Origin of the sequence: Streptomyces sp. NPDC052101 (assembly GCF_040680235.1) — a bacterium.
Lineage (GTDB): Bacteria > Actinomycetota > Actinomycetes > Streptomycetales > Streptomycetaceae > Streptomyces.
Genome location: NZ_JBFAWH010000005.1, coordinates 315,924 through 339,591 on the forward strand (window position 1 = coordinate 315,924; position 23,668 = coordinate 339,591).

Consider the following 23,668-nt stretch of genomic DNA (forward strand, 5'->3'; position numbering starts at 1 on the left):
GTGATCCGTTGAGCCGCTCGGTTCTCGTCACCGGAGGCAACCGGGGCATCGGCCTCGCCATCGCCCGCGCATTCGCCGACGCCGGCGACAAGGTCGCGATCACATACCGCTCGGGTGAACCGCCGGCCGGCTTCCTGGCCGTCAAGTGCGACATCACCGACCCGGAGCAGGTGGAGCAGGCCTACAAGGAGATCGAGGACCAGCACGGTCCGGTCGAGGTCCTGATCGCCAACGCCGGCGTGACCAAGGACCAGCTCCTGATGCGCATGTCGGAGGACGAGTTCACCTCGGTCATCGACACCAACCTCACCGGCACCTTCCGTGTCGTGAAGCGGGCCAACCGCGGCATGCTGCGGGCCAAGAAGGGCCGCGTCATCCTGATCTCGTCCGTGGTCGGCCTGCTCGGCTCCGCGGGGCAGGCGAACTACGCCGCCTCCAAGGCCGCCCTGGTCGGCTTCGCGCGCTCCCTCGCCCGTGAGCTGGGCTCGCGCAACATCACCTTCAACGTCGTCGCGCCCGGTTTCGTCGACACCGACATGACCAAGGTGCTCACCGACGAGCAGCGCCAGAACATCGTGTCGCAGGTGCCGCTCGGCCGTTACGCGCAGCCGGAGGAGATCGCCGCGACGGTGCGGTTCCTCGCCTCGGACGACGCCTCGTACATCACTGGAGCCGTCATCCCCGTTGACGGCGGACTGGGAATGGGTCACTGATCACCATGAGCGGAATCCTCGAGGGCAAGCGCGTCCTGATCACCGGCGTGCTGATGGAGTCCTCCATCGCCTTCCACGCGGCCAAGCTGGCGCAGGAGCAGGGCGCGGAGATCATCCTGACCGCGTTCCCGCGGCCCACGCTCACCGAGCGCATCGCCAGGAAGCTGCCGAAGCCCACCAAGGTCATCGAGCTGGACGTCACCAACGACGAGCACCTCGGGCGCCTGGCCGACCTGGTCGGCGAGGAGCTGGGCGGCCTCGACGGCGTCGTGCACTCCATCGGCTTCGCGCCGCAGGACGCGCTCGGCGGCAACTTCCTCAACACCCCGTTCGAGTCCGTGGCCACCGCCATGCACGTCTCGGCCTTCTCCCTGAAGTCGCTGACCATGGCCTGCCTGCCGCTGATGCAGAACGGCGGCTCGGTCGTCGGCCTCACCTTCGACGCGCAGTACGCCTGGCCGCAGTACGACTGGATGGGCCCGGCCAAGGCCGCCCTGGAGGCGACCAACCGCTACATGGCGCGCGACCTGGGCAAGCAGAACATCCGCTGCAACCTCATCTCCGCCGGCCCGATCGGCTCCATGGCCGCCAAGTCCATCCCGGGCTTCGCCGACCTGGCCTCGGTGTGGGACAGCCGCTCTCCGCTGGAGTGGGACCTGAAGGACCCGGAGCCGGCCGGCCGCGGCATCGTCGCCCTGCTCAGCGACTGGTTCCCGAAGACCACCGGCGAGATCATCCACGTCGACGGCGGTCTGCACGCCATCGGAGCCTGATCTTCGTAGAACACAGATGACGCCTCGGTTCCCGCAGCGGGAACCGAGGCGTCACTCGTTCGGTTCACCGGCCGGGCGCCCACCTGTCCGGGTGGCGCACCCTGGATTACGCGTTCCCCCACGCGCCCCTCGCAGCCCGGCCGAGGAGGTTCCCTTGTGCGCCTGCCCCGCAGCCTGGCCCCGGTGACCCTGGCCGCGGCCCTCGTGCTCTTGCTGCCGTACGACGCGATGCCCTACGCGCGCGTGGACGACGGAAATCCCCCCGCGCCGAGTCTCTTCGGTGCCGCCTGCCGTACGAGCGTCCGCGGCTCCCATGTGGTGGCCTACTGCCACAATCCCTATGTCGACGCCGATCGCGTACGTCTGCACATCGAGTGCACACGCTGGTGGGACATCGATACCGACAGCGCGCCGGTGGACGCCGGGCCGGCCATGACCGTACGGCTCACGGGACGGTGCTGGAAGGAAGTCGGCTCCGTCTGGATCAGCCACCAGAACGAGCACTGAACCGGTCCGGCCGGCACAGGAACGGATAGCTGGCGGCCTCGGTCGCCGCGGCCTCCGCGTCCCGGGTGCGGATCGCGTCCACCAGGCGCGCGTGATCCATGTGGGTCTCCGGGGTCAGCTCGGCGCCCACGTCCGCGCGCAGCCAGTCCCGCAGCACCTCGCCCAGATCGGCGTACATCGCCGTCATCACGTCGTTGTGGGAGGCGGCCACGACGGCCAGGTGGAAGGTGGCGTCGGCCGCCACGAAGGCCTCCGCGTCGCCCGTCTCCCAGGCCCCCTCGCGCCGCTCCATGAGCGCGTCCAGCTGCTTGAGGTCCTTCTCGGTGCGCCGCTGTGCGGCCAGCTTCGCGGCGGCCGACTCCAGAGCCGCGCGCAGCTCGGCGATGTGCCGGGGGTCGGCATCGGCGAACCGGCGGTGCATCACACCGGCCAGCTCGCTCGTCGCCACCACATACGTGCCGGAGCCCTGCCGGATGTCCAGCAGACCGTTGTGCGCGAGCGCCCGGACGGCCTCGCGGACGGTGTTACGGGCGACGCCGAGCTGCTCGACCAGTTCCGGCTCGGTCGGGATGCGCGAGCCGACCGGCCACTCACCGGAGGTGATCTGGCCTCGCAGTGCGGCGATGACCTGCTCGGACAGCGCCGAACGGCGCGGGTGGCTCAGGGGCATGGCACACCTTCGCACGACAGTCCCGGGCCTGGGCGCACCGGGGATGGACAACCAATCATCCCATGATTCTATGATGGACTCATGGCGCATGAGGAGACCCGGACAGTGGAGACACGTACGGCGATGACATCGACCGAGCGCGGTACGGCCGCCGAGACGAGCACCCCCGACACGACATCCGGCGCGGGCCGCACGCGCGCGTGGGCGACCCGCCTGGTCGTCGTGGGCATCGTGCTGTCCGCGCTGAACCTCCGCCCGGCCATCACCAGCCTCGGCGCGCTCCTGGAGGAGGTCCGCGACGGGCTCGGCATGAGCGGCAGCGTGGCGGGCCTGCTCACCTCCGTGCCCCCGCTCTGCTTCGCGGTCTTCGGCGTCACCGCCCCCCGGCTGGCCCGCCGCTTCGGGCCCGCCGCCGTGGTGTGCGCGGGCATGGTCGCCATCACCGCGGGCCTGCTGATACGCCCGTTCGCGGGCGGCACGCCCGGCTTCCTGGCCGCCAGCGCGCTCGCCCTGATGGGCATCGCCGTCAGCAACGTCCTCATGCCGGTCATCGTCAAGCGCTGGTTCCCCGACCGGGTCGGCTCCATGACCGGCCTGTACTCGATGGCCCTCGCCCTCGGCACCTCCCTCGCCGCCGCGGTCACCGTGCCCCTCACCGACGCCATGGGCGGCGGCTGGCGCTCCGGCCTCGCCGTGTGGGCCGTCATCGCGGCCACCGCCGTCCTGCCCTGGCTGCCGCTCGTACGGGACCGCGGCACCGCACCCGCACCTCCGCAGCAGCGCCCGGCGAAGGAACAGCACGCGCGCGTGGCGCGGCAGGCGCCGGCGGCACAGCACGCGCCCCTGCGCATCACCCGCAGCCGCACCGCCTGGGCGCTCGCCGTCTTCTTCGGCCTCCAGGCCACCGCCGCCTACGTCACCATGGGCTGGATGCCGCAGATCTTCCGGGACGCCGGCGTCCCGGCCGGCACCGCGGGCGTACTGCTCGCCGTCACCATGGTGATGGGCGTGCCGCTGGCGTTCGTCATCCCGCGGGTGGCCACCCGGCTGCCCCACCAGGGGCCCATCGTGCTGGTCCTGGGCGTCTGCGGCCTCGCCGGTTACACCGGCCTGTACGTCGCGCCCGCCGCGGGCGCCTGGGCCTGGGCCCTGCTGCTCGGTGTCTCCAACTGCGCCTTCCCGCTGGCCCTGACGATGGTCGGGATGCGGGCCCGCAGCGGGGCGGGCGTGGCCCAGCTGTCCGCGTTCGCGCAGAGCACCGGCTATCTCATCTCCATCCCCGGCCCGCTGCTGGTCGGCGTGCTCTACCAGCAGAGCGGCGGCTGGGGACTGCCGATCGCCCTCATGGCGACCCTGATGGTGCCGCAGATCGTGGTCGGCTTCCTGGCGGGCCGCGACCGCACGGTGGAGGACGAGGTGGCCGCGCACTGACCCCTGGGGGCGGCACCCGCACGGGTCCGGAACGGCGCGACGCGCAGACCCCCCGCAGGCGGGGGCCGGAGGGAGGGTGCGAGACTGGGCGCATGCAGCCTGTGCTCGACCCGAACCCGCAGAACAGCCAGAAGAAGATGCTGCTCGTCTTCGGCTCGTTCTTCGCCATCTTCGTGATCATCGCCGTCATCGCGACCATCGCCTCCCCGTGACGAAGGCGTCCCCGGACCGCCTCCGCCGGCGGATGGTGGGGCTAACCCCACCATCCCCTAGGGGGTAAGGGTCAGGGTCAACTGGGTGGAACTCCGGATGGGTTGGCGGCCCCGGATTCCGTAGCTTCGAGATGTGACCGCACGACGCGGTCACGGACCCGTTCGAAGACCCACGGAGGCGATCATGCCGGCCCGCACCCACTCCCGGCCCCACCCGGCGACCACGGGCGGCGTCGACATCCGGCTGCCCTGGTGGGCCCTCGCCCTGCCCGCGCTCGCCTTCATCGCGCTCCTCGCGCTGATACTGAACCCGTCGGACGCGCACGCGGCGAGCAGCGACCCGGCGATCACGCACCTCTTCGAGCGCGCCCACCAGCTCCTCACGCGCTGACCCAGAGCCTCCGCACGCGGTGAATCCGCATGTCAACTCCCTGCGCCGCATGGTGCGTTTCATGCGAAGCTGGGTCCCATGAGCTCCGCAGAACCTCGCAGGATCGTCCTCTTCCGGCATGCGAAAGCCGACTGGCCCCAGATGTCCGACCATGAGCGCCCCCTCGCCGAGCGGGGCCGCAAGGACGCCGCGGTCGCCGGACGCAAGCTCGCCGACACCGGTATCACCTTCGACCTGGCCCTGTGCTCCACCGCGACCCGGACCCGCGAGACCTGGAAGCTCGCCGTCCACGAACTGGCGCACCGGCCGAAGACCGTCTACGAGGAGCGGGTCTACGAGGCCTCGCCCGGCGAGCTGATCGCCGTGCTCAACGAGACCCCCGACGACGTGCGGAACGTGATCCTGATCGGCCACAACCCGGGCGTCCACGGCCTCGCCGACATCCTGTCCGGTGAGTCCGAGGACGACGCCCGTGAGCGGATGAACCGCCGCGGCTTCCCGGCGGCCGGCTTCGCGCTGCTGTCGTTCGACGGCCCCTGGAAGGGCCTGGAGCCGGGGGTGGCCACGCTCATGGACTACTGGGCGCCCGCCGAGTGACCGCACCCGTGCGCGAGGGCCCGGCATCTCCGCCGCGCGGGGCCCCGCGCGGCCGGGCCGGACGGACCGGCTCAGCCCTCGTCGTGCGTGTCGGCCGCCTCGACCTCTTCGCGGGTGACGCCCAGCAGATACAGGACCGTGTCGAGGAAGGGGAAGTTCACCGCCGTGTGCGCCGCCTCGCGGACCACCGGCTTGGCGTTGAAGGCGACGCCCAGACCGGCCGCATTCAGCATGTCCAGGTCATTGGCGCCGTCACCGATCGCCACCGTCTGTGCGAGCGGCACCCCGGCCTCCGCGGCGAACCGGCGCAGCAGCCGCGCCTTGCCCGCGCGGTCCACGATCTCGCCGGTGACCCGCCCGGTGAGCTTGCCGTCGACGATCTCCAATGTGTTGGCCTGCGCGAAGTCCAGGCCCAAGCGTTCCTGCAGATCGTCCGTGACCTGGGTGAAGCCACCGGAGACGACCCCGACTTGGTAGCCGAGCCGCTTCAGCGTGCGGATCAGGGTGCGCGCACCCGGCGTCAGCCGGACCTCGCTGCGCACCTTCTCCACCACCGAGGCGTCCAGCCCCTTCAGCAGCGCCACGCGTGCGTGCAGCGACTGCTCGAAGTCCAGCTCCCCGCGCATCGCCGCCGCCGTCACCTCGGCGACCTTGTCCTCGCAGCCGGCGTGCGCCGCGAACAGCTCGATGACCTCGTCCTGGATCAGGGTCGAGTCCACGTCCATCACCACGAGCCGCTGAGCGCGCCGGTGCAGCCCCGCCGACACCACGGCCACATCGACACCCAGTGCCGCCGCGTCGGAGGCGAGCGCGGTGCGCAGCGGCTCGGTCTCCACGCCGGACACGGCGAACTCCACCGCCGTCACCGGGTACTTGGCGAGGCGGAAGATACGGTCGATGTTGCCGCCGGTCTTCGCGATCCGGGCGGCGATGGCGGCCGTCGACTCGGCGGTCAGCGGATGGCCGAGGACGGTCACCAGCGAGCGTCCGAGGCCACGAGGCCGGTTGTCGCCGTGCCCCGAGATGATCTCGGCCTGCATCTTCATCGACTCGGCCCAGCTGTGCACGGTGGCCCGAAGATCGCCCTCCAGACCGGCCGGCGGCTGGGTCACCAGCGCGCACAGCACCAGGCGGCCCCGGGTGACGACCTGCTCGATGTCGACCACGTCGACGAGGTAGGCGGCGAGGGTGTCGAAGAGGCCCGCCGTGATGCCCGGCCTGTCCTTGCCGAAGATCTTGACGAGGAGGGTGGGGACCTCGGGGGTCTGTGAGGCAGAGGTCTGCGAAGCGCTCATGGTGTCTCCACCGTATCCGGCACCCAGTGCCGTGCGCCGCCGAGGTCCGCCTGACGGACACGGAACAATGGATGTCGCGCCGGTGTCAGGGATCTTGCCACCGGGAGACATCCCGCGCGGCCCACACAGCGGCGCCGGGCTCCACCACGACTGTGCCACGAGATGCCCGGCGAGGCAGGGCCGGGGGACGGGTCCCATCGCGTCGCAGGGGGCCGGCCACGTCGTAGTGGCGGGATGCCCACCATGTCACGAGGGTGGCGGCGGCCCTGCGGGCCATCAACGTGCTCCGGCACCTGGAGACAGGGTTCGTGTCCGGGTTCGGCGGACGATACGGCGCACTCGCCACGTACGGCCCAAGACCACGCCCCGCCCGGAACACCCGCAGTCCCCGACACCAGTACCGCAACACGAACCGACTCCCCCCGCTCCACCCCCTCGGCCACACCGCTCCTCACCCCCACCCCCATCGCCCGGCCCCGCTCCGTGGCGCGTCGTGTCTCGCGCACCCTGCCGGTGCTCTTGCCGCCTGCGGCGCATTGTGCCCCGCCTGTGTGGCTGGCGGTCTGCCCTGCCCCGCAGTCTGTGGCGCATCGCTGCCCTGCCCCCGCCCCTGTCGGTCGGCCCTGCTCCGTGGTGTCCCGCGGATCGTGTCTCGCGCACCCTGTCGGTGCTCTTGCCGCCTGCGGCGCGTCGCGCCCCGGCTGTGCGGCCGTGGGGCTGCCCTGCCCCGCCGTCTGCGGAGCATCGCTGCCTGCCCCGCTCCCATCGCCCCACCCGGCTCAGCCGCCTTCCGCGCACCGGACCCGTCGTACTCCGCCCGTGCCCCCATCGCCCGGCCTGACCCCGTCGCCCGGCCTGACCCCGTCGCCCGGCCTGACCCCGTCGCCTCCTCCGCACCGAACCTCGCCCCCCCGCACGCAGCCCCGCCCCCACCGCCCGGCCCCGCCCCGTAGCCCCCGCCCCACCGAACCCCACCCCACCCCCACCGCCCCGCCAGCCCAAGCCCCCACCGCACCGAGCGCCCCCCCCCGCGCCCGCACCCCACGCCGCGCCGAGGAGTGAGGCCGGCGCGAGGTGGCCGTGCAGGGCGAGGCTTGTGGCGGAGGTGTTGACGCCGAGGACGGACAGGGAGGCGGTCAGGGAGACGTTCGTCAGGTGGGCGAGCAGGGGCAGGGCGAGCGCGGTGGTGATGCCGAGGCCCAGCGCGCACCGGGCGGCGAGGCCGAGAACGCTGTTGTGCGGTCGTACCACCGGCGTGTGCACCGCCGTCAGGACACCGGCCGGCAGCATCACCAGTGCCGCCGCCACGGCCGGCAGCCAACCCGACCCGTCCAGCTCGTCCAGTCGGCCCAGCGTCACGGGCGGTCGGACCGCGCGCCGAGGAGCCGGTCCAGCGGTGGGGGAGGAACCCGGTGAGGACGCCCGCGGCGTGGCCGTACCAGGGGACGAACAGACCAAGAGGGAGGCGGCCGGTCCAGACGCCGTCCGGCGTGCCGAGCGGCGCCACACCGCGTCGGCGACCCGCCCCGGACGGTCGTCGCCGATCTCCGCGTACGCCGCTGCCGCGAGCCCCGCTGCCACGGCCACCGGCAGCACGGTGACGAGCGCCGAGACCGTCGGACGTACCACCCGGTGCACGGCCGGGGAGCGCGCCGGGAGGCGAGCAGGGCGTCGGCACACCAGGCCGCGCCGCCCAGGAGTGTGGCCGCCGTGTCCACGGTGAAGCCGGCCGCGGCCTTGGCACGGATCAGGTTCCCGAACCGGCCCGGCAGCGGACCGCCCGGCCCGAGTGAGCCGCCGGCGATGGTGATGACATCGTGACCGGCCCGGGCGAGACCCCCGGCATCGCCACGAAGAGCACCCCCATCGTGCCCGCGCGGACGAGGAGTTGGGCGGGGGAGACGGCAACGGGGGCCGTGCGCAGGGACCGTAGGAACAACCAGTAACAGCCACGGCAACAGCAGGGCACCTACCAGGCTCGCCCCGAGTGGCGTGATTTCGACGGCCGTGTGGGACTCGGCGCCCTTCGGTCCGAAGGCGGACACATCGCCCGACGGCGTGAGCCAACCACCCGCCCCGGATTTCATGGCGGCCCCCCGATCCGTCTGCGCGGCGGACGCCGATCCGCGGCGCGGCACCGCGGCCACGCCTGTCCCCCTCGCCGGGATTACCACCCTCCGGCCCGGTTTCAACCCCGTCGACAGGGCGAGTTGGAGCGTGCGCGGGCGCTCGTGACAAGGCCCGGCTTTCGGTCAGAGGGCGGAGCCTGAAATAGTTCCCCACGATGTTCGACATCCCTAGACTCCCCGTGATGGGGGTAACTCGGGGGACAACTCAGTGGGGCATGGAGTGCCGGAACTCGTACTGGAAACAAACGGACAGACCTGGACGCTCGATCCGTCCAGGCCTTACACCCTCGGTCGCGATCCGCAGGGTGACATCGTCTTCGACGACGCCAGGGTGTCCTGGCGACACGCCACGGTCAGCTTCAACGGCCGCAGTTGGGTCATCGAGGACCATGGCAGCACCAACGGCACCTTCGTGCAGGGCCGGCGGATCCAGCAGGTGGAGATCGGGCCGGGCGCGGTGTTGCACCTCGGCAACGCGACCGACGGACCGCAGCTGAACCTGTCGGGAGCCGCGGTCGGCCAGCAGCAGCCGACGCCGTACGCCGCGCAGGGCGCCGGCGCACCGGGCTGGGCCCAGCAGGCACCGCAGCAGGCCGCCGCAGCACAGCCACAGGCACCGGCCCCTCAGCAGGCCGTACCGCAGCAGGCCGCGCCTCCGCAGGCGCCCGGGCAGCCGCAGGCCCCGCAGCCGGGCTGGCAGCAGCAGGCGCCCGCGTTTCCGCAGCAGCAGTCGGCACCCGGTGGTGGCGCGGGGGCCCCGCCGGTCCACGGCGACCGCAGCCCGACCACGTTCTACCAGTTCGCGCTCGGCCGCGTGATGCGCATCGGCCGTGCCCTGGAGAACGAGCTGGTCGTCTCCGACCTGCAGGTCTCCCGGAACCACGCCGAGTTCCACTCGACGCCGGACGGCCGCTTCGAGATCCGCGACCTCGGCTCGCACAACGGCACGTACGTCAACGGCCACCCGGTCCCCAAGGGCGGCTCGGTGCAGCTCGGCCCGGCCGACATCGTCGGCGTCGGCCACTCCACCTTCCGTATCGTCGGCGACCGTCTCGAGGAGTTCGTCGACACCGGTGAGGTCTCCTTCTCCGCGCGCCACCTGACCGTCACGGTCGACGGCGGCAAGCAGATCCTGAAGGACGTCTCCTTCGGCGTGCCGGAGAAGTCCCTGATCGCGGTCATCGGCCCGTCCGGCTCCGGCAAGTCCACCCTGCTCAAGGCGCTCACCGGCTACCGGCCCGCCAACCAGGGCGAGGTGCTCTACGACAACCGCAACCTGTACAAGCAGTTCGCGGAGCTGCGCCAGCGCATCGGTCTGGTCCCGCAGGACGACATCCTGCACAAGGAACTGACCGTCAAGAAGGCCCTGAAGTACGCGGCCAAGCTGCGCTTCCCCGCCGACACCACGGCCCAGGAGCGCGACGCCCGCATCGACGAGGTGCTGCGCGAGCTGAAGCTCGACATCCACAAGGACAAGAGGGTCACCTCCCTCTCCGGCGGCCAGCGCAAGCGTGTCTCGGTGGCCCTGGAGCTGCTCACCAAGCCGTCGCTGATCTTCCTGGACGAGCCGACGTCCGGTCTCGACCCGGGCATGGACCGCGATGTCATGCAGCTGCTGCGCGGCCTCGCCGACGACGGCCGTACGGTCCTCGTGGTCACCCACTCGGTGGCGGAGCTGGCGCTGTGCGACAAGCTGCTGGTGATGGCCCCGGGCGGCTCGGTGGCCTACTTCGGCCCGCCGGAGGAGGCGCTGAACTTCTTCGGCTACGACAGCTGGGCCGATGTCTTCTCCGCCTTCGAGAACTACCGCGACTACGACTGGGCGGGCCGCTGGAAGGGCTCGCAGCACTACCAGATGTATGCCGCGGACGTTGACTCCGGCGCTCCGCAGTCCGTCCACCACATGCCTCCGCCGCAGGCCATCAGGCCGCCCAAGCCGCAGGCCTGGGGCTCGCAGCTGCTGACGCTGATCCGGCGCTATGTGTCGGTCATCGCCTCCGACCGGGGCTTCCTGCTGCTGTCGGTGGTCCTGCCGGCGGTCCTCGGCGCGGTCAGCCTGCCGATCCAGCACAACCGCGGCCTGAAGGTCAACGCGGCGATCAACCCGCAGACCGGCCTGCACGTCCCGAACGGCACGGCCACCACGGTCCTGCTGATCCTCGCGGTCGGCGCGTGCTTCGCGGGTGCCGCGAACTCCGTGCGTGAGCTGATCAAGGAACGGGTGATCTACGAGCGGGAGCGGGCGACCGGCCTGTCCCGGTCGGCGTACCTGATGTCCAAGGTGGTCGTGCTCGGTGCCGTCACCGTGCTGCAGGGACTGCTGGTCGGCGTGATCGGCTTCTCCAGCCGCGCCGTCCCCGACCAGGGGCTCGTCCTCGGCGCCTCCACCCTGCTGGAGCTGTGCCTGCCGATCATGGCGCTCGGCTTCACCTCGATGATGGTCGGCCTGGTGATCTCCTCGCTGGTGAAGACCGCCGAGAAGACCATGCCGCTGCTGGTGATGTTCGCGATCATCCAGGTCGTCTTCACCGGCTGCCTCTTCACCCTGCACGGCACGCTCGGTGTGAACGAGGTCTCGTACCTGATGCCGTCGCGCTGGGGTGTGGCCGCCGCCGGCACCACGCTGGACTTCAACAACATCGCCCCGAACACCGATGACCCGGGCAGCACCGACCCGCTGTGGAACCACACGGCCGGTGCCTGGGGCATGGACATGATCATCCTGCTCGCCCTCGGTGTGGTCTGCGGCTTCTTCGTGGCCCGCTTCCTGCGCCGCCACGAGCCGGAGGTCATGCGCAAGTAGCCTGCGCACCGCGCCGCAACGTGAAAGGGCGGCACCCCGCAACGGGGTGCCGCCCTTTTCGCGTACGTCAGAGGTCCGCGCCGACCTCAGTACGCGCTGTTGACGTTGTCCATCGAGCCGTACCGGTGGGCCGCGTAGTTGGCGGCGGCGGTGATGTTGGCGACCGGGTCGTAGATGTTCCACGACGTGCCGGACACGTGGTACGAGTTGAAGGTCGGCTGGATGACCTGGAGCAGGCCCTTGGACGGGATGCCGTTGGCGGCGTTGATGTCCCAGTTGTTGATGGCCATCGGGTTGCCCGAGGACTCACGGATGATGTTGCGGTGCAGGCCGCTGTAGGAGCCCGGGATGTTGTGCTGCTGCATGATGTCCAGCGCCTGCCGGATCCAGCCGTCGAGGTTGTTCGCGTAGGTCTTCGCGGCGACCGGCTGCATGTCGACACGCTGGGTCGAGCGGCTCGCGGCCTCCTTGGCGGCGCGGTCCTGCGCGGCCTTCTTGGCGGCGGCGTCGGCGGCGGCCTTCTTCGCCGCGGCCTGCTTGACCGCGTCCAGCTTCGCGGCGGCCTCGTCGGCGGCCTTCTTCTGCGTGGCGAACGCGTCGAGCTTGACCGACTGGGTGGCGAGCTGGTCGGTGACCGTGCCCTTGACGTTCTTCAGCGTCGTGCCGGCGGCGACCTGGGCGGCAGTGGCGGGGGCACCGGTCGTGACGGTCTCCGCGTTGCTGGGGACGGCCGAGAAGGCCAGGGCGGCGGTACCGAGAGCGGCGACACCGGCGATGGCGACCTTGTACTGCTTGCTCAGGGCACGGCTATGAGCACGGTCGAGGATGTTCTTGGGCATGGCTGATGGACCTCTTCGTTGGCGCGGAGGTCGCTCCTGCGTCCGCCGGGGGAATCGGCTCCTCCCACACGAACGCCGTGGTCCGAAGACCCGCGGCGTTGAGCGACGGGAGCAATTCTTAGCGGGCGCAAAATGCCCAGGCAAAGGTGTGACCTACGATCCCCGGTAGTGGAGCCGGGAAGGGCAAAACGGGACAGACTGGGCCGTCTGCCCCGTTCATGCGGGGATGGTTTATCTCCTATGCCCGTTCGTACGTGATGTGGACCCTATGTGCGGGCTCACATCGGACACGTAACAGTTTCACCAGGAGTTGCCGACGCAACGCTCTGAGTGAGGGCCCTCCTCCGGGAGGATGAGATGGACGTCGCCGAACTCGTGCCACAGGTAGAGCCCACGGACCGCCTCCTCGTACGCCCGGTCGATCCCCCTCCGCCCCGCGACCGCCTCCAGCATCAGCAGATGCGAGGCCTCCGGCTCGTGCAGCCCGGTCAGCAGCCCGTCCACCACCCGCACCCCGCGCTCCGGCGTCACCACCAGATCCGTCCACCCCTCGGCCGGTCGCACCGCCCCGTCCGGCCCGGCCGCCGACTCCACGGCCCGCACGGCCGTCGTACCGACCGCGACGACTCGCCCGCCGCCCGCCCTGGCCGCGTTGATCAGCCCCGCCGAGGCCGCCGGCACCGCGAACCGCTCCGGATACGGCGGCTCGTGCGCCTCCGCCGACGCCACCCCCGTGTGCAGCGTGATCGGCGCGAACAGCACCCCCCGGCTCACCAGCTCCGCCACCAGCCGCGCCGTGAACGGCCGCGCCGCACTCGGCATCTCCGCACTGCCCGACCCGTCCGGCGACGGGAGCGCGAACACCGTCTGGTACGCCGAGAGCGGCTGGTCCCGCTCTGTATAGGAGTAACGAATGGGCCGCCCGTACGCGCGCAGCACCTCAAGGACGTCCCCGGCCGCCCGAGCCCACCACAGCCGCTCCCCACGCGGACTCAGCCGCTCCCCACGCGGACTCAGCCGCTCCCCACGCGGACTCAGCCGCTCCTCCAGCACCAGCCGTCCCGCCCCCGGCAGCACCACCTCTGTACCCGCACGCGTGCCCGCACACGCGCGCGTGGTGCCCCGCCCGTCCGGTTTCCGCAGCTCGACCGCCCACCGGCCGTCGTCCCCGCGCGTGGAGAAATGCACCACCACGCGCGCGTGCCCGATCCGTCCGTCCACCGCCGCCGCCAGCGTGGGCGAGGTGTTCACCACCAGCAGGTCCCCGGCCCGCAGCAGCCGCGGCAGCTCGCCGAACGCGTGATGCGTCACCTCCGTACCGCGTGACACCAGCAGCCGTACGGCGTCCCGGTCCAGCCCCGGCCCGCGCTGCTCGGCGGGCACGCGCGCGGACAGCGCCTCCGGCACCCTGCCCCACGCTCGAATCCCCTCGCGCGGGGGGACCCCCGTGCCCGTCCTCATTCCCCCTCCAGCAGCGCCGGCGCCGCATACCGCCCGCTGGCCGGCCGTTCCCGCAGCAACCGCAGGAACGCCGGTACGACCCCGGCCGGCGCCGGACGCGGAGCGTCGTCGTCGGGTACGGCCGCCGCGTACAGCTCCGTCGCCATGTCCCCGGGATCCACCGCCCACACCCGCAGGCCGGGCTCCTCCACCGCCAGCACCGCCGCGAGCTGGTCCAGGGCCGCCTTCGAGGCGCCGTAGCCGCCCCATGTCCCGTACGCCTCGGCCGCCGCGTCCGAGCTGACCGCGACCACCGCCCCGGCCGGCGCCCGGCGCAGCAGCGGCAGCGCCTCCCGGACCAGGCCCAGCGCGGCCACCACATTCACCTCCAGCGCCCGCCGCAGCCCCTCCAGCGGCAGCTCGGCCAGCCGGACCAGCGGCTCGGCGCCCAGCGCGCTCGCATTGCTCACCAGCAGGTCCACACCGCCCAGCCGGCGCGCGGCCGCCACCAGCGCGGTCCGGTGCCCGGCATCCGTCACATCGCCCGCCAGCGCCTCCACGCGCGTGCCGTGCCCGGCGACGCTCTCCGCGGCCTCCTTCAGCGCCGCGGCGCCCCGCGCGTCCAGCACCAGGTCCCAGCCCCGCGCGGCCAGCGCCTCGGCCAGCGCCCGCCCCAGCCCCTTCGAGGCCCCCGTGATGATCGCCACCGGCATGACTACCGTCCCCTCGTCGTCCACCGCCCACCGTCGGACGGTGACCACAACGTAGGAACGGCACCGCCCCGGCCGCCTCGGACGCGGGCCGCAAACCGGAGGGGCCCTTGGGCGTACACCGCATGCCCCGGGCCCGGGGACCTACACCGGCGGCCCTAGGACCAGCGGACCGGGCCCGGCCGTCACCGGCCCGATCCGCGCTGTCACACCCCGCCGGTACCGTGAGGACATGAGTCAAGGCCCCCGGTCCGGCCTCGCCGCGGTCAGTTCCGCGCTGCTGGCCATGAGCAGGCATCTGGAGGTGCGCGACGTCCTCAAGACGATCGTCGCCTCCGCCCGCGAGCTGCTCGACGCGCAGTACGCCGCCCTCGGCGTCCCCGACGACCACGGCGGCTTCGCCCAGTTCGTCGTCGACGGCGTCAGCGACGCCCAGTGGAAGGCGATCGGCCCGCTGCCCCGGCAGCACGGCATCCTCGCCGCGATGCTGCACGAGGCCCGCCCCGAGCGCCTCGCCGACGTGCGCAAGGACCCCCGCTTCGAGGGCTGGCCGGCCGCGCACCCGGACCTGGCCGACTTCCTGGGCCTGCCCATCCGCGACGGCGACGAGGTCATCGGCGCCCTGTTCCTCGCCAACAAGAACTGTCAAAAGCCGGAGGGGAGCTGCGGCTTCACCGCCGAGGACGAGGAACTGCTCGGCATCCTCGCCCAGCACGCCGCCATCGCCCTCACCAACGCCCGGCTCTACGAACGCAGCCGCGAACTGACCATCGCCGAGGAGCGCTCCCGCCTCGCCCACGAACTGCACGACGCGGTCAGCCAGAAGCTCTTCTCGCTGCGCCTGACCGCGCAGGCCGCGGCGGCCCTCGTCGACCGCGACCCCACCCGCGCCAAGGGCGAACTGCACCAGGTCGCCGCGCTCGCCGCCGAGGCCGCCGACGAACTGCGCGCCGCCGTCGTGGAGTTGCGCCCCGCCGCTCTGGACGAGGACGGCCTGATCGCCACCCTGCGCACCCAGACCCAGGTGCTCGACCGCGCCCACACCGCGCGCGTGACCTTCACCAGCAGCGGCTTTCGCGCCCTGCCCGCCGTCCAGGAGGAAGCCCTGCTCAGGGTCGCCCAGGAGGCCCTGCACAACGCACTGCGCCACTCCGGCGCCGAACACGTCGACGTGAGCGTGGAGCGGCACGGCAGCGGAGCCGTGCTGCGCGTCACCGACGACGGGGGCGGCTTCGACCCGACGGCGGTCCGCCGTGCCGGACGGCATCTGGGCCTGGTCTCGATGCGGGACCGCGCGAGCGGCGCCGGCGGCACGCTGACCGTGGAATCGGTGCCCGGCAAGGGCACCACGATCGAGATGGAGGTCCCCGGTGGCTGACGCGATCAGGGTGCTGCTGGTCGACGACCACCAGGTCGTCCGCCGGGGTCTGCGCACCTTCCTGGAGGTACAGGACGACATCGAGGTCGTCGGAGAGGCCGCCGACGGCACCGAGGGCGTCGCCCGCGCCGAGGAACTGCGCCCGGACGTCGTGCTGATGGACGTCAAGATGCCGGGCATGGACGGCGTCGACGCCCTGCGCCGGCTGCGCGAACTCGACAACCCCGCGCGCGTGCTGATCGTCACCAGCTTCACCGAGCAGCGCACGGTCGTACCGGCCCTGCGCGCGGGCGCCGCCGGATACGTCTACAAGGACGTGGACCCCGACGCCCTCGCCGGGGCCATCCGCTCCGTGCACGCCGGCCACATCCTGCTCCAGGCGGAGGTCGCGGGCGCCCTGCTCTCACAGGAGGAGGCCAACTCCACTCAGGGCAGAGGAGGTTCGCTCACCGAACGGGAACGCGAGGTGCTCGGGCTGATCGCGGACGGCCGCTCCAACCGGGAGATCGCCCGCGCCCTCGTCCTGTCCGAGAAGACCGTCAAGACACACGTCTCCAACATCCTCATGAAACTCGACCTCGCCGATCGCACGCAGGCCGCGCTGTGGGCCGTTCGTCATGGTGTGACCGGCTGAAACGCCCTCCCCAGCGCCTCACCCACGGCAACCGCCCAGGCTGAGATTCATACCGTCGTGGGAATGTAACCCGGATGGCGTATCCATCCGACGATATCCGCCGTTCTCCAGTGCGTGCTGCGGCGAACCGTCGCGGTGAACGTCTAGGAGGGGTTGGAAAGTGAAGAACCTGAAGAAGGCCGCGGCCGTGACGCTGGTGGCCGGTGGCCTGGTGGCCGCCGGTGCGGGGATGGCCTCCGCCACGGAGGGCGCCCACGCCTGCGGTAACGCCGTGGGCTCCCCGGGCGTCGTCTCGGGCAACGTCATCCAGGCCCCGGTGCACGTCCCGGTGAACGTGGTCGGCAACAGCGTGAACGTGATCGGCCTGCTGAACCCGGCCTTCGGCAACAGCGGCATCAACTACTGAGGTCCGCGTCTCGGCGCCGGTCGGGCAGAGAACAACCCGTCCGGCGTTTGAGGACGAGGCCCGTTCAGGGCCGATGAGGGGGTCTGGGGGCCGCGGCCCCCAGGCGCGCCCGTGTCGGCAGCGGGACCGGACGGCCAACGCTCACCGAACGCCCCGCTCCCGCTCCTCCACAATGGAGTTGTACGCCGCGACCTGCGCCCGCCGGGCCGTCCGCTCCACAGGCCGCAGCGCCTCGGACCGAGCAGCCATCTCCGCGGAGGTGACCGCCGCCCCGTGCCCGTTGCCGTGCGCCAGCGAAACCAGCAGGGCCACCCGCTGCGCCAGCTCCAACACCCGCACCGCACGCGGCGGGTATCCCGGCGCCAGCACCTCCCGCCCGCGCTCGGCCCGCGCCCGGTACGCGTCGATCGCCGCCTCCGCCACCGGGCCCGACCCGGCGACGTCCAGCTTCGACAGCAGGACGGTCGCCTCCCGCAAGGCCTCCGCCAGCTCCCGCTCGGCCTCGCCCAGCGACGGCACGTCCGCCGGCGGCGCCTCCCGTACGGGCAGCACACGCCAGACCACCTCGGCATGTACATCACCCTCGGGCCCGGCCTCGTACACCTCAGGCACCAGCCCGAACGCGGCCCCGAAGCAGACCACCGCCTCCTCGGCCTCCAGAGCCCGCGCGTTGAACTCCGGCGGCCCGCTCAGACCCAGCGGATGCCCCGGCGCGGGCAGCGCCACCCGCAGGCCGGTCACCCCCAGCGTCCGCAGCCGCCCCAGCGCGAGCGTGAGGCCGACCGGCGCGGACTCCCCGGGCAGCCCTTCCACCCGGTGCACCGTGTCCTCGCCCACAATGGCGAGCACGGCGTCATCCGGCGAGACAAGTCCGGCCAAAAGGGCATTTCCCCAAGCGGCAAGGCGTCCTGAACGCGGTTCCGAGAGCATGCCCCCACCCTAAGGACCGGACCGATGGAATGGAGCCGGGCACTCGTGGCGTAGATTTCATAAGGGCTGCGCCCATCGGCGCGGCGGACCGAGCCACAGGCGTACGCGACAGCCGAGACCGGCCACACTGCAAGGGGAGACAACGCGCTCATGAGCGATGTTCTGGAGCTTCAGGACGTATCCGTGGTCCGCGAGGGCCGGGCTCTGGTGGACCAGGTCTCCTGGTCGGTGAAGGAGGGCGAGCGCTGGGTCATCCTCGGCCCCAACGGCGCCGGCAAGACCACCCTCCTGAACGTCGCCTCCAGCTACCTCTTCCCCAGCAAGGGCACCGCCACCGTCCTCGGCGACACCCTCGGCAGGGTCGACGTCTTCGAGCTGCGCCCCCGCATCGGCGTGGCCGGCATCGCCCTGGCCGAGAAGCTCCCCAAGCGCCAGACGGTCCTGCAGACGGTCCTCACCGCCGCCTACGGCATGACCGCCGGCTGGCAGGAGGAGTACGAGGACGTCGACGAGCAGCGCGCCCGCGCCTTCCTCGACCGCCTCGGCATGAGCGACTACCTCGACCGGAACTTCGGCACCCTCTCCGAGGGCGAGCGCAAGCGCACCCTGATCGCCCGCGCCCTGATGACCGACCCCGAGCTGCTCCTGCTCGACGAGCCCGCCGCCGGTCTCGACCTCGGCGGCCGCGAGGACCTCGTCCGCCGCCTCGGCCGGCTCGCCCGCGACCCCATCGCCCCCTCGATGATCATGGTCACCCACCATGTCGAGGAGATCGCCCCGGGCTTCACCCACGTCCTCATGATCCGCCAGGGCAAGGTCCTCGCCGCCGGCCCGATCGAGCTGGAACTGACCTCCCGCAACCTCTCCCGCTGCTTCGGTCTCCCGCTCGTCGTCGAGCAGGTCGGCGACCGCTGGACCGCCCAGGGCCTCCCCCTGTCCTGACCCTGCGCGCTTCACCTTCGCGCCCTGTCCGCCGACCGGCCCCGGCCCTACCATGACCATGTGAACGACATCGACGCATGGGTGTGGTGGCTCGTCGGCGCGGCGGCGCTCGGAATCCCGCTCGTGGTCACCGCCCTGCCGGAGTTCGGCATGCTCGCGGTGGGAGCCGTCGCGGCCGCGATCGTGGCGGGACTCGGCCTCAACACCGTGATCCAGGTCCTCGCGTTCGTCGTCGTCTCCGTCGCACTCATCGCCGTGGTCCGCCCCATCGCGGCCCGGCACAGCAGACAACGCCCCCGACTCGTCACCGGTGTCGACGCCCTGAAGGGCAGGCAGGCGGTCGTCCTGGAGCGCGTCGACGGCTCCGGCGGCCGTATCAAGCTCGCCGGAGAGATCTGGTCGGCCCGCTCCCTCGACACCGACAGCGCCTACGAAGTGGGCCAGGAGGTGGACGTCGTGGAGATCGAAGGGGCCACCGCCATCGTCATCTGAGGCATCCGGCCCATGAGTTGGGTGCATCCGGCCCACGAGCGGGGCGAAGGTCTGTCAGACTCGACCAGCAAGATCTTCTACAGGCACGAGATCTGCCGAAGGCGCCGAGGCGGAGAGGGGTACGGGGAACACGATGGAACCGGTCATCATCGTCCTGGTCATTCTGGTGGTGTTGGTCTTCATCGCCCTGATCAAGACCATCCAGGTCATCCCACAGGCCAGCGCCGCCATCGTCGAGCGCTTCGGCCGCTACACACGCACCCTGAACGCGGGCCTCAACATCGTGGTCCCGTTCATCGACACCATCCGCAACCGCATCGACCTGCGTGAACAGGTCGTGCCGTTCCCGCCCCAGCCGGTGATCACCCAGGACAACCTGGTGGTCAACATCGACACGGTCATCTACTACCAGGTGACCGACGCCCGCGCGGCCACCTACGAGGTCGCCAGCTACATCCAGGCGATCGAGCAGCTGACGGTCACCACGCTCCGCAACATCATCGGCGGCATGGACCTGGAACGCACCCTGACCTCCCGCGAGGAGATCAACGCGGCCCTGCGCGGCGTCCTCGACGAGGCGACGGGCAAGTGGGGCATCCGCGTCAACCGCGTCGAGCTGAAGGCCATCGAGCCCCCGACCTCCATCCAGGACTCGATGGAGAAGCAGATGCGCGCCGACCGTGACAAGCGCGCCGCGATCCTCACCGCCGAAGGCACGCGCCAGGCCGCCATCCTCACCGCGGAGGGCGAGAAGCAGTCCCAGATCCTGCGCGCCGAGGGTGAGGCCAAGGCGGCGGCCCTCCGCGCGGAAGGCGAAGCCCAGGCGGTCCGCACGGTCTTCGAGGCGATCCACGCCGGCGACCCGGACCAGAAGCTTCTCTCCTACCAGTACCTCCAGATGCTCCCGAAGATCGCCGAGGGCGACGCCAACAAGCTCTGGATCGTCCCCAGCGAGATCGGCGACGCCCTCAAGGGCCTCTCCGGCGCCATGGGCAACTTCGGCCCCCTGGGCGGCGGTTCGGGCAACAACGGCTCATCGTCCAACGGCAACGGCGGGGGATCGGAGCGCCGAGAGAAGCCGCAGATCGACTGACGTCCTTGGACGTGGACACAGACAGGGGCTCGCCTTCCTCGGAAGGCGAGCCCCTGCACCTATCAGCTACGCCTGTATCAGCTACGCCGTATCAGCCACGCCCGTATCAGCTACGCGGCGCTCTGTGACAGCCACTCCGGAAGCGCCTCGAACTCATCGGCACCCAGCGCCAGCAGCATCGCGTCCTGCGGCGTCGGCTCGAACGGCTGCCGGAGCAACGGCATACCCGCCTGCTCCGGAGTCCGGTCCGCCTTGCGATGGTTGTCCTCCGCGCACGAGGCGACGGTATTCAGCCACGCGTCCGCACCGCCCTGCGCCCGAGGGACCACATGGTCCACGGTCGTGGCCCTGCGCCCGCAGTACGCGCACCGGTGCCGGTCCCGGACCAGCACACCCCGCCTCGACCACGGCGCTTGTCTTCGGAACGGCACCCGTACGTATCTGCACAGCCTGATCACCCGGGGCGCCGGTATGTCCAGATCGGCACCGCGCATACGCAGTTCGGGATGGGCCTGCTCGACGACGGCCTTGTCCTGCAGCACCAGAACGACGGCTCGATTCAGCGTCACCGTCGACAGCGGCTCGAAGCTCGCGTTCAGCACCAGCGTGTCCCGCATCCAGCCCACCTCCTGTGCGCACCTGCCCACCCCCCGGCGGGCTTGGATCAACTCTGGACGGGCGCGCCGAGATGGACAACGCAATAAAAAATGCCCGCCCCCGATCACTTCCAAGACCGGAGGCGGGCAAACGTTCAATGAACGCTCGGCTGAATCCGTACTATGCCGTCAGCCGCGCGCGGGGTTCTCGTACTCACCGATGAGCTGAGCCCGCGCGATCGCGTGGAACCGCAGATTGAAGCCGACCACGGCGGGCGAGACATCGGCACCCGGACCCAGCTTCTCCTGGTCCACCGCGTACACCGTGAAGACGTACCGGTGCGGCCCGTCCCCGGGCGGCGGCGCGGCACCGCCGAAGTCCTTCGCCCCGTAGTCGTTGCGCACATGCACCGCGCCGTCGGGCAGGCCCTCGAACTTGCCGCTGCCCGCACCCGCCGGCAGCTCCGTCACGGAGGCCGGGATGTCGAACAGGACCCAGTGCCAGAACCCGCTGCCGGTCGGCGCATCGGGGTCGTAGCAGGTCACGGCGAAGCTCTTGGTCTGCGGCGGGAAGCCCTCCCAGCGCAGCTGCGGAGAGGTGTTGCCCTCCGCATAGACCTGGGCGCTCTTGAGCGTCGCCCCCTCCTCGATGTCCGCGCTCGTCACCGTGAACGACGGCACGGGCGGATGGAAGTCATGGGGGAGCGGCCGCCGCTTGAGCTCGGTCACCTCGGTACCTCCTGATCGATGATCTGCAACCAGCAGTTCCCGAGCCTAGAACCAGTTGCGCTTGCTGCCGACCTCGGACAGCCACTGGTTCAGATAAGCCGCCCAGTCGGTCCCCTGCCAGTCGTACAGCCCCACCTGGAAGGACCGGTAGGTGTCCGAGCCCTCGCTGAACAGACCCGGCTTCTTGTCCATCTCCAGTACGACGTCCATCGCGTGCTCGTCGGCCACGAAGCTCAGCTCGACCTGGTTCAGACCCCGGTACTGCGACGGCGGGTAGAACTCGATCTCCTGGTAGAACGGCAGCCGCTGCCGGGTGCCCCGGATGTGGCCGCGCTCCATGTCCGCGTTCTTGAAACGGAAGCCCAGCTGGATGAACGCGTCCAGGATCGCCTTCTGCGCCGGCAGCGGATGCACGTTGATCGGGTCCAGATCGGAGGAGTCCACGGCCCGGGCGATCGCCAGCTCGGTCGTCACACCGATGTGCATCCCGCGCAGCGCCTGCCCGTCGATCATGGTGACCGGCGTCTCCCAGGGGATCTCCAGCCCGAACGGCACCGCGTGCACGGCCCCGGCCTGCAGCTCGAAGGCACCACCGAGCCGCACCTTCGTGAACTCGATGTCCTGCTTGTACTCCTGGTCTCCGCTCTCCACCTCGACCTTGGCCTGCAGACCGACGGACAGCCCCTCGATGTCCTGGTTCACCGAGCCGCCCTGGATGCGCACCTCGCCCTGGACGACACCGCCCGGCACCACATTGACCTCGGTGATCACCGTCTCCACCGACGCCCCACCGGCACCGAGGCTCGCGAGCAGCTTCTTGAACGCCATTGACTCTCCCTTTACGAAGGACCCTCGACCCCTACAAACGCGCTCCGCCCCCGACCGGTTCCGCCGGCGTGGTGTCCCCTCTGCACTACCCTCGGAGGGCATGATCGCGCCCCCGGACCGTACGCCACTGACCAGACAGTTCTTCGACCGCCCGGTCCTGGAGGTGGCGCCCGACCTCCTCGGCCGCATCTTGGTCCGTACGACACCCGACGGCCCGATCGCCGTCCGCCTCACGGAGGTCGAGGCGTACGACGGCCCGAACGACCCCGGCTCACACGCCTACCGTGGCCGCACCACCCGCAACGCGGTGATGTTCGGTCCCCCCGGACACGTATACGTCTACTTCACCTACGGCATGTGGCACTGCATGAACCTCGTCTGTGGCCCCGAGGGCCGGGCGAGCGCCGTCCTGCTGCGCGCAGGCGAGGTCGTCGAGGGCATCGAACTGGCTCGCAAACGGCGAGTTTCGGCCCGGAACGACAAGGAACTGGCCAAGGGTCCGGCCCGCCTCGCGACGGCCCTGGAAGTCGACCGCACCCTGGACGGCACGGACGCGTGCGCCTTGGACGAGACTCCGTTGCGGATGCTGACCGGTACGCCGGTACCCGCTGACCAGGTACGAAGCGGCCCCCGCACCGGAGTCGCCGGCGAAGGCGGGAACGGCGGCATCCATCCCTGGCGTTACTGGGCGGCGGGCGACCCGACGGTGAGCCCCTATCGGCCCCATGTACCGAGGCGCCGCTCAAGTTGACGCGCCTTCCCAAGGTGCGTAACGTATCCCGAGCCGCTGAACCGGGTACGGCAATCGCCTGCAGCCGGAGCGGCCATCCACTACTCAGCTACAACCCCTCAGCGGGGTCGATTTCGGCGTGCCTGCATGCCCGAATTCGAAGCCGCGAGACTCGATTATGAGTCGCCGAGAGAATGAGCTAACGTAGTGAATGTCGAAAGGGCGACGGCGAGAGCCGAAAACCTCGAGACAAATCCCGCCGACCGGGAATCGGACGCCGAAAGGATCTGATAGAGTCGGAAACACAAGAACGAAGGGAAGCCCGGAGGAAAGCCCGAGAGGGTGAGTACAAAGGAAGCGACCGTTCCTTGAGAACTCAACAGCGTGCCAAAAATCAACG

At 70.9% G+C, this 23,668-nt stretch carries 24 protein-coding genes and 1 pseudogene; 15 read left to right on the top strand and 10 right to left on the bottom strand.

Features of this window, described 5'->3' with window-relative positions; genetic code table 11:
• Positions 1-8: 8 nt before the first annotated feature.
• The 3 genes from fabG (at position 9) to AB0L75_RS13240 (ending at position 1,993) form a co-directional block, all read left to right on the top strand.
• Entirely contained in the window at positions 9-713 is a 705-nt protein-coding gene (gene fabG, locus AB0L75_RS13230; RefSeq protein WP_365179736.1) for a 3-oxoacyl-[acyl-carrier-protein] reductase, read from the top strand.
• Between the two features lie 5 nt (positions 714-718).
• Positions 719-1,486 carry an enoyl-ACP reductase FabI gene (fabI, locus tag AB0L75_RS13235; RefSeq protein WP_365179739.1) on the top strand — a complete coding sequence of 256 codons (768 nt, stop codon included), beginning with the start codon at positions 719-721 and terminating at the stop codon, positions 1,484-1,486.
• A 156-nt stretch (positions 1,487-1,642) separates the two neighbouring features.
• A complete protein-coding gene (locus AB0L75_RS13240) occupies positions 1,643-1,993 on the top strand; it encodes a hypothetical protein (RefSeq protein ID WP_365179742.1) in 351 nt (116 codons plus the stop codon).
• On the opposite strand, the gene AB0L75_RS13245 is transcribed toward AB0L75_RS13240, so the two are convergent.
• The gene (locus AB0L75_RS13245) at positions 1,971-2,663 is read right to left on the bottom strand and encodes a FadR/GntR family transcriptional regulator (RefSeq protein ID WP_365179745.1); all 693 of its coding nucleotides are present in this window, start codon (positions 2,661-2,663) and stop codon (positions 1,971-1,973) included. The genes AB0L75_RS13240 and AB0L75_RS13245 overlap by 23 nt on opposite strands.
• Before the next feature lie 81 nt (positions 2,664-2,744).
• On the opposite strand from AB0L75_RS13245, the gene AB0L75_RS13250 reads away from it, so the two are divergent.
• The 4 genes from AB0L75_RS13250 (at position 2,745) to AB0L75_RS13265 (ending at position 5,294) form a co-directional block, all read left to right on the top strand.
• The gene (locus AB0L75_RS13250) at positions 2,745-4,094 is read left to right on the top strand and encodes an MFS transporter (protein ID WP_365179747.1); all 1,350 of its coding nucleotides are present in this window, start codon (positions 2,745-2,747) and stop codon (positions 4,092-4,094) included.
• 92 nt (positions 4,095-4,186) lie between these two features.
• Entirely contained in the window at positions 4,187-4,306 is a 120-nt protein-coding gene (locus AB0L75_RS13255; RefSeq protein WP_365179750.1) for an SGM_5486 family transporter-associated protein, read from the top strand.
• Positions 4,307-4,490: 184 nt separating this feature from the next.
• On the top strand, positions 4,491-4,697 hold the full coding sequence (locus AB0L75_RS13260; RefSeq protein WP_365179753.1) for a hypothetical protein: 207 nt from the start codon (positions 4,491-4,493) through the stop codon (positions 4,695-4,697).
• Between the two features lie 78 nt (positions 4,698-4,775).
• Positions 4,776-5,294 carry a histidine phosphatase family protein gene (locus AB0L75_RS13265; RefSeq protein ID WP_365179755.1) on the top strand — a complete coding sequence of 173 codons (519 nt, stop codon included), beginning with the start codon at positions 4,776-4,778 and terminating at the stop codon, positions 5,292-5,294.
• A 71-nt stretch (positions 5,295-5,365) separates the two neighbouring features.
• Here AB0L75_RS13265 and serB read toward each other — a convergent pair whose 3' ends face one another.
• Complete coding sequence (serB, locus tag AB0L75_RS13270; RefSeq protein WP_365179758.1) at positions 5,366-6,589, bottom strand: phosphoserine phosphatase SerB; 1,224 nt, start codon at positions 6,587-6,589, stop codon at positions 5,366-5,368.
• A 276-nt stretch (positions 6,590-6,865) separates the two neighbouring features.
• Positions 6,866-8,676, bottom strand: a pseudogene (locus tag AB0L75_RS13275) (streptophobe family protein).
• Between the two features lie 262 nt (positions 8,677-8,938).
• Between AB0L75_RS13275 and AB0L75_RS13280 the strand changes: the two are divergent.
• Entirely contained in the window at positions 8,939-11,521 is a 2,583-nt protein-coding gene (locus AB0L75_RS13280) for an FHA domain-containing protein (RefSeq protein WP_365179761.1), read from the top strand.
• A gap of 86 nt (positions 11,522-11,607) precedes the next feature.
• On the opposite strand, the gene AB0L75_RS13285 is transcribed toward AB0L75_RS13280, so the two are convergent.
• The 3 genes from AB0L75_RS13285 to AB0L75_RS13295 form a co-directional block, all read right to left on the bottom strand.
• The gene (locus AB0L75_RS13285; RefSeq protein WP_365179764.1) at positions 11,608-12,360 is read right to left on the bottom strand and encodes a transglycosylase SLT domain-containing protein; all 753 of its coding nucleotides are present in this window, start codon (positions 12,358-12,360) and stop codon (positions 11,608-11,610) included.
• Between the two features lie 300 nt (positions 12,361-12,660).
• On the bottom strand, positions 12,661-13,821 hold the full coding sequence (locus tag AB0L75_RS13290; RefSeq protein ID WP_365179767.1) for an S-adenosylmethionine:tRNA ribosyltransferase-isomerase: 1,161 nt from the start codon (positions 13,819-13,821) through the stop codon (positions 12,661-12,663).
• Positions 13,818-14,513, bottom strand: a complete 696-nt coding sequence (locus AB0L75_RS13295; protein ID WP_365179770.1) for an SDR family oxidoreductase — start codon at positions 14,511-14,513, stop codon at positions 13,818-13,820. The genes AB0L75_RS13290 and AB0L75_RS13295 overlap by 4 nt, the downstream gene beginning before the upstream one ends.
• Before the next feature lie 229 nt (positions 14,514-14,742).
• Between AB0L75_RS13295 and AB0L75_RS13300 the strand changes: the two genes are divergently transcribed.
• The 3 genes from AB0L75_RS13300 (at position 14,743) to AB0L75_RS13310 (ending at position 16,928) form a co-directional block, all read left to right on the top strand.
• Entirely contained in the window at positions 14,743-15,888 is a 1,146-nt protein-coding gene (locus AB0L75_RS13300) for a GAF domain-containing sensor histidine kinase (RefSeq protein ID WP_365179773.1), read from the top strand.
• Positions 15,881-16,522: a response regulator transcription factor gene (locus AB0L75_RS13305; protein WP_365179775.1), complete on the top strand. Its 642-nt coding sequence runs from the start codon at positions 15,881-15,883 to the stop codon at positions 16,520-16,522. The genes AB0L75_RS13300 and AB0L75_RS13305 overlap by 8 nt, the downstream gene beginning before the upstream one ends.
• Before the next feature lie 160 nt (positions 16,523-16,682).
• On the top strand, positions 16,683-16,928 hold the full coding sequence (locus AB0L75_RS13310; RefSeq protein WP_365179777.1) for a chaplin: 246 nt from the start codon (positions 16,683-16,685) through the stop codon (positions 16,926-16,928).
• A 141-nt stretch (positions 16,929-17,069) separates the two neighbouring features.
• Here AB0L75_RS13310 and AB0L75_RS13315 read toward each other — a convergent pair whose 3' ends face one another.
• Positions 17,070-17,858: a hypothetical protein gene (locus tag AB0L75_RS13315; RefSeq protein WP_365179780.1), complete on the bottom strand. Its 789-nt coding sequence runs from the start codon at positions 17,856-17,858 to the stop codon at positions 17,070-17,072.
• 150 nt (positions 17,859-18,008) lie between these two features.
• Between AB0L75_RS13315 and AB0L75_RS13320 the strand changes: the two genes are divergently transcribed.
• The 3 genes from AB0L75_RS13320 (at position 18,009) to AB0L75_RS13330 (ending at position 20,385) form a co-directional block, all read left to right on the top strand.
• Positions 18,009-18,800, top strand: coding sequence for an ABC transporter ATP-binding protein (locus AB0L75_RS13320; RefSeq protein ID WP_365179783.1), 792 nt, complete (start codon positions 18,009-18,011; stop codon positions 18,798-18,800).
• A gap of 60 nt (positions 18,801-18,860) precedes the next feature.
• Positions 18,861-19,292 carry an NfeD family protein gene (locus AB0L75_RS13325; RefSeq protein WP_365179786.1) on the top strand — a complete coding sequence of 144 codons (432 nt, stop codon included), beginning with the start codon at positions 18,861-18,863 and terminating at the stop codon, positions 19,290-19,292.
• 133 nt (positions 19,293-19,425) lie between these two features.
• Entirely contained in the window at positions 19,426-20,385 is a 960-nt protein-coding gene (locus AB0L75_RS13330; RefSeq protein WP_365179789.1) for an SPFH domain-containing protein, read from the top strand.
• 110 nt (positions 20,386-20,495) lie between these two features.
• On the opposite strand, the gene AB0L75_RS13335 is transcribed toward AB0L75_RS13330, so the two are convergent.
• The 3 genes from AB0L75_RS13335 to AB0L75_RS13345 form a co-directional block, all read right to left on the bottom strand.
• Positions 20,496-21,002 carry an HNH endonuclease gene (locus AB0L75_RS13335; RefSeq protein WP_365179792.1) on the bottom strand — a complete coding sequence of 169 codons (507 nt, stop codon included), beginning with the start codon at positions 21,000-21,002 and terminating at the stop codon, positions 20,496-20,498.
• 168 nt (positions 21,003-21,170) lie between these two features.
• A complete protein-coding gene (locus AB0L75_RS13340) occupies positions 21,171-21,710 on the bottom strand; it encodes a YbhB/YbcL family Raf kinase inhibitor-like protein (RefSeq protein ID WP_365179795.1) in 540 nt (179 codons plus the stop codon).
• Between the two features lie 45 nt (positions 21,711-21,755).
• Positions 21,756-22,538, bottom strand: coding sequence for a sporulation protein (locus tag AB0L75_RS13345; RefSeq protein ID WP_365179797.1), 783 nt, complete (start codon positions 22,536-22,538; stop codon positions 21,756-21,758).
• 100 nt (positions 22,539-22,638) lie between these two features.
• Here AB0L75_RS13345 and AB0L75_RS13350 point away from each other — a divergent pair, with 100 nt between their 5' ends.
• Complete coding sequence (locus AB0L75_RS13350) at positions 22,639-23,289, top strand: DNA-3-methyladenine glycosylase (protein WP_365179800.1); 651 nt, start codon at positions 22,639-22,641, stop codon at positions 23,287-23,289.
• Positions 23,290-23,668: the final 379 nt, after the last annotated feature.

What these genes read in the sequence shown, in the direction of transcription:
- fabI (WP_365179739.1), top strand. Translation starts at nt 719, where the DNA reads ATGAGCGGAATCCTCGAGGGCAAGCGCGTCCTGATCACCGGCGTGCTG.
- AB0L75_RS13245 (WP_365179745.1), bottom strand. Translation starts at nt 2,663, where the DNA reads ATGCCCCTGAGCCACCCGCGCCGTTCGGCGCTGTCCGAGCAGGTCATC.
- AB0L75_RS13250 (WP_365179747.1), top strand. Translation starts at nt 2,745, where the DNA reads ATGGCGCATGAGGAGACCCGGACAGTGGAGACACGTACGGCGATGACA.
- AB0L75_RS13255 (WP_365179750.1), top strand. Translation starts at nt 4,187, where the DNA reads ATGCAGCCTGTGCTCGACCCGAACCCGCAGAACAGCCAGAAGAAGATG.
- AB0L75_RS13260 (WP_365179753.1), top strand. Translation starts at nt 4,491, where the DNA reads ATGCCGGCCCGCACCCACTCCCGGCCCCACCCGGCGACCACGGGCGGC.
- AB0L75_RS13265 (WP_365179755.1), top strand. Translation starts at nt 4,776, where the DNA reads ATGAGCTCCGCAGAACCTCGCAGGATCGTCCTCTTCCGGCATGCGAAA.
- serB (WP_365179758.1), bottom strand. Translation starts at nt 6,589, where the DNA reads ATGAGCGCTTCGCAGACCTCTGCCTCACAGACCCCCGAGGTCCCCACC.
- AB0L75_RS13285 (WP_365179764.1), bottom strand. Translation starts at nt 12,360, where the DNA reads ATGCCCAAGAACATCCTCGACCGTGCTCATAGCCGTGCCCTGAGCAAG.
- AB0L75_RS13290 (WP_365179767.1), bottom strand. Translation starts at nt 13,821, where the DNA reads ATGAGGACGGGCACGGGGGTCCCCCCGCGCGAGGGGATTCGAGCGTGG.
- AB0L75_RS13295 (WP_365179770.1), bottom strand. Translation starts at nt 14,513, where the DNA reads ATGCCGGTGGCGATCATCACGGGGGCCTCGAAGGGGCTGGGGCGGGCG.
- AB0L75_RS13300 (WP_365179773.1), top strand. Translation starts at nt 14,743, where the DNA reads ATGAGTCAAGGCCCCCGGTCCGGCCTCGCCGCGGTCAGTTCCGCGCTG.
- AB0L75_RS13315 (WP_365179780.1), bottom strand. Translation starts at nt 17,858, where the DNA reads ATGCTCTCGGAACCGCGTTCAGGACGCCTTGCCGCTTGGGGAAATGCC.
- AB0L75_RS13320 (WP_365179783.1), top strand. Translation starts at nt 18,009, where the DNA reads ATGAGCGATGTTCTGGAGCTTCAGGACGTATCCGTGGTCCGCGAGGGC.
- AB0L75_RS13330 (WP_365179789.1), top strand. Translation starts at nt 19,426, where the DNA reads ATGGAACCGGTCATCATCGTCCTGGTCATTCTGGTGGTGTTGGTCTTC.
- AB0L75_RS13335 (WP_365179792.1), bottom strand. Translation starts at nt 21,002, where the DNA reads ATGCGGGACACGCTGGTGCTGAACGCGAGCTTCGAGCCGCTGTCGACG.
- AB0L75_RS13345 (WP_365179797.1), bottom strand. Translation starts at nt 22,538, where the DNA reads ATGGCGTTCAAGAAGCTGCTCGCGAGCCTCGGTGCCGGTGGGGCGTCG.
- AB0L75_RS13350 (WP_365179800.1), top strand. Translation starts at nt 22,639, where the DNA reads ATGATCGCGCCCCCGGACCGTACGCCACTGACCAGACAGTTCTTCGAC.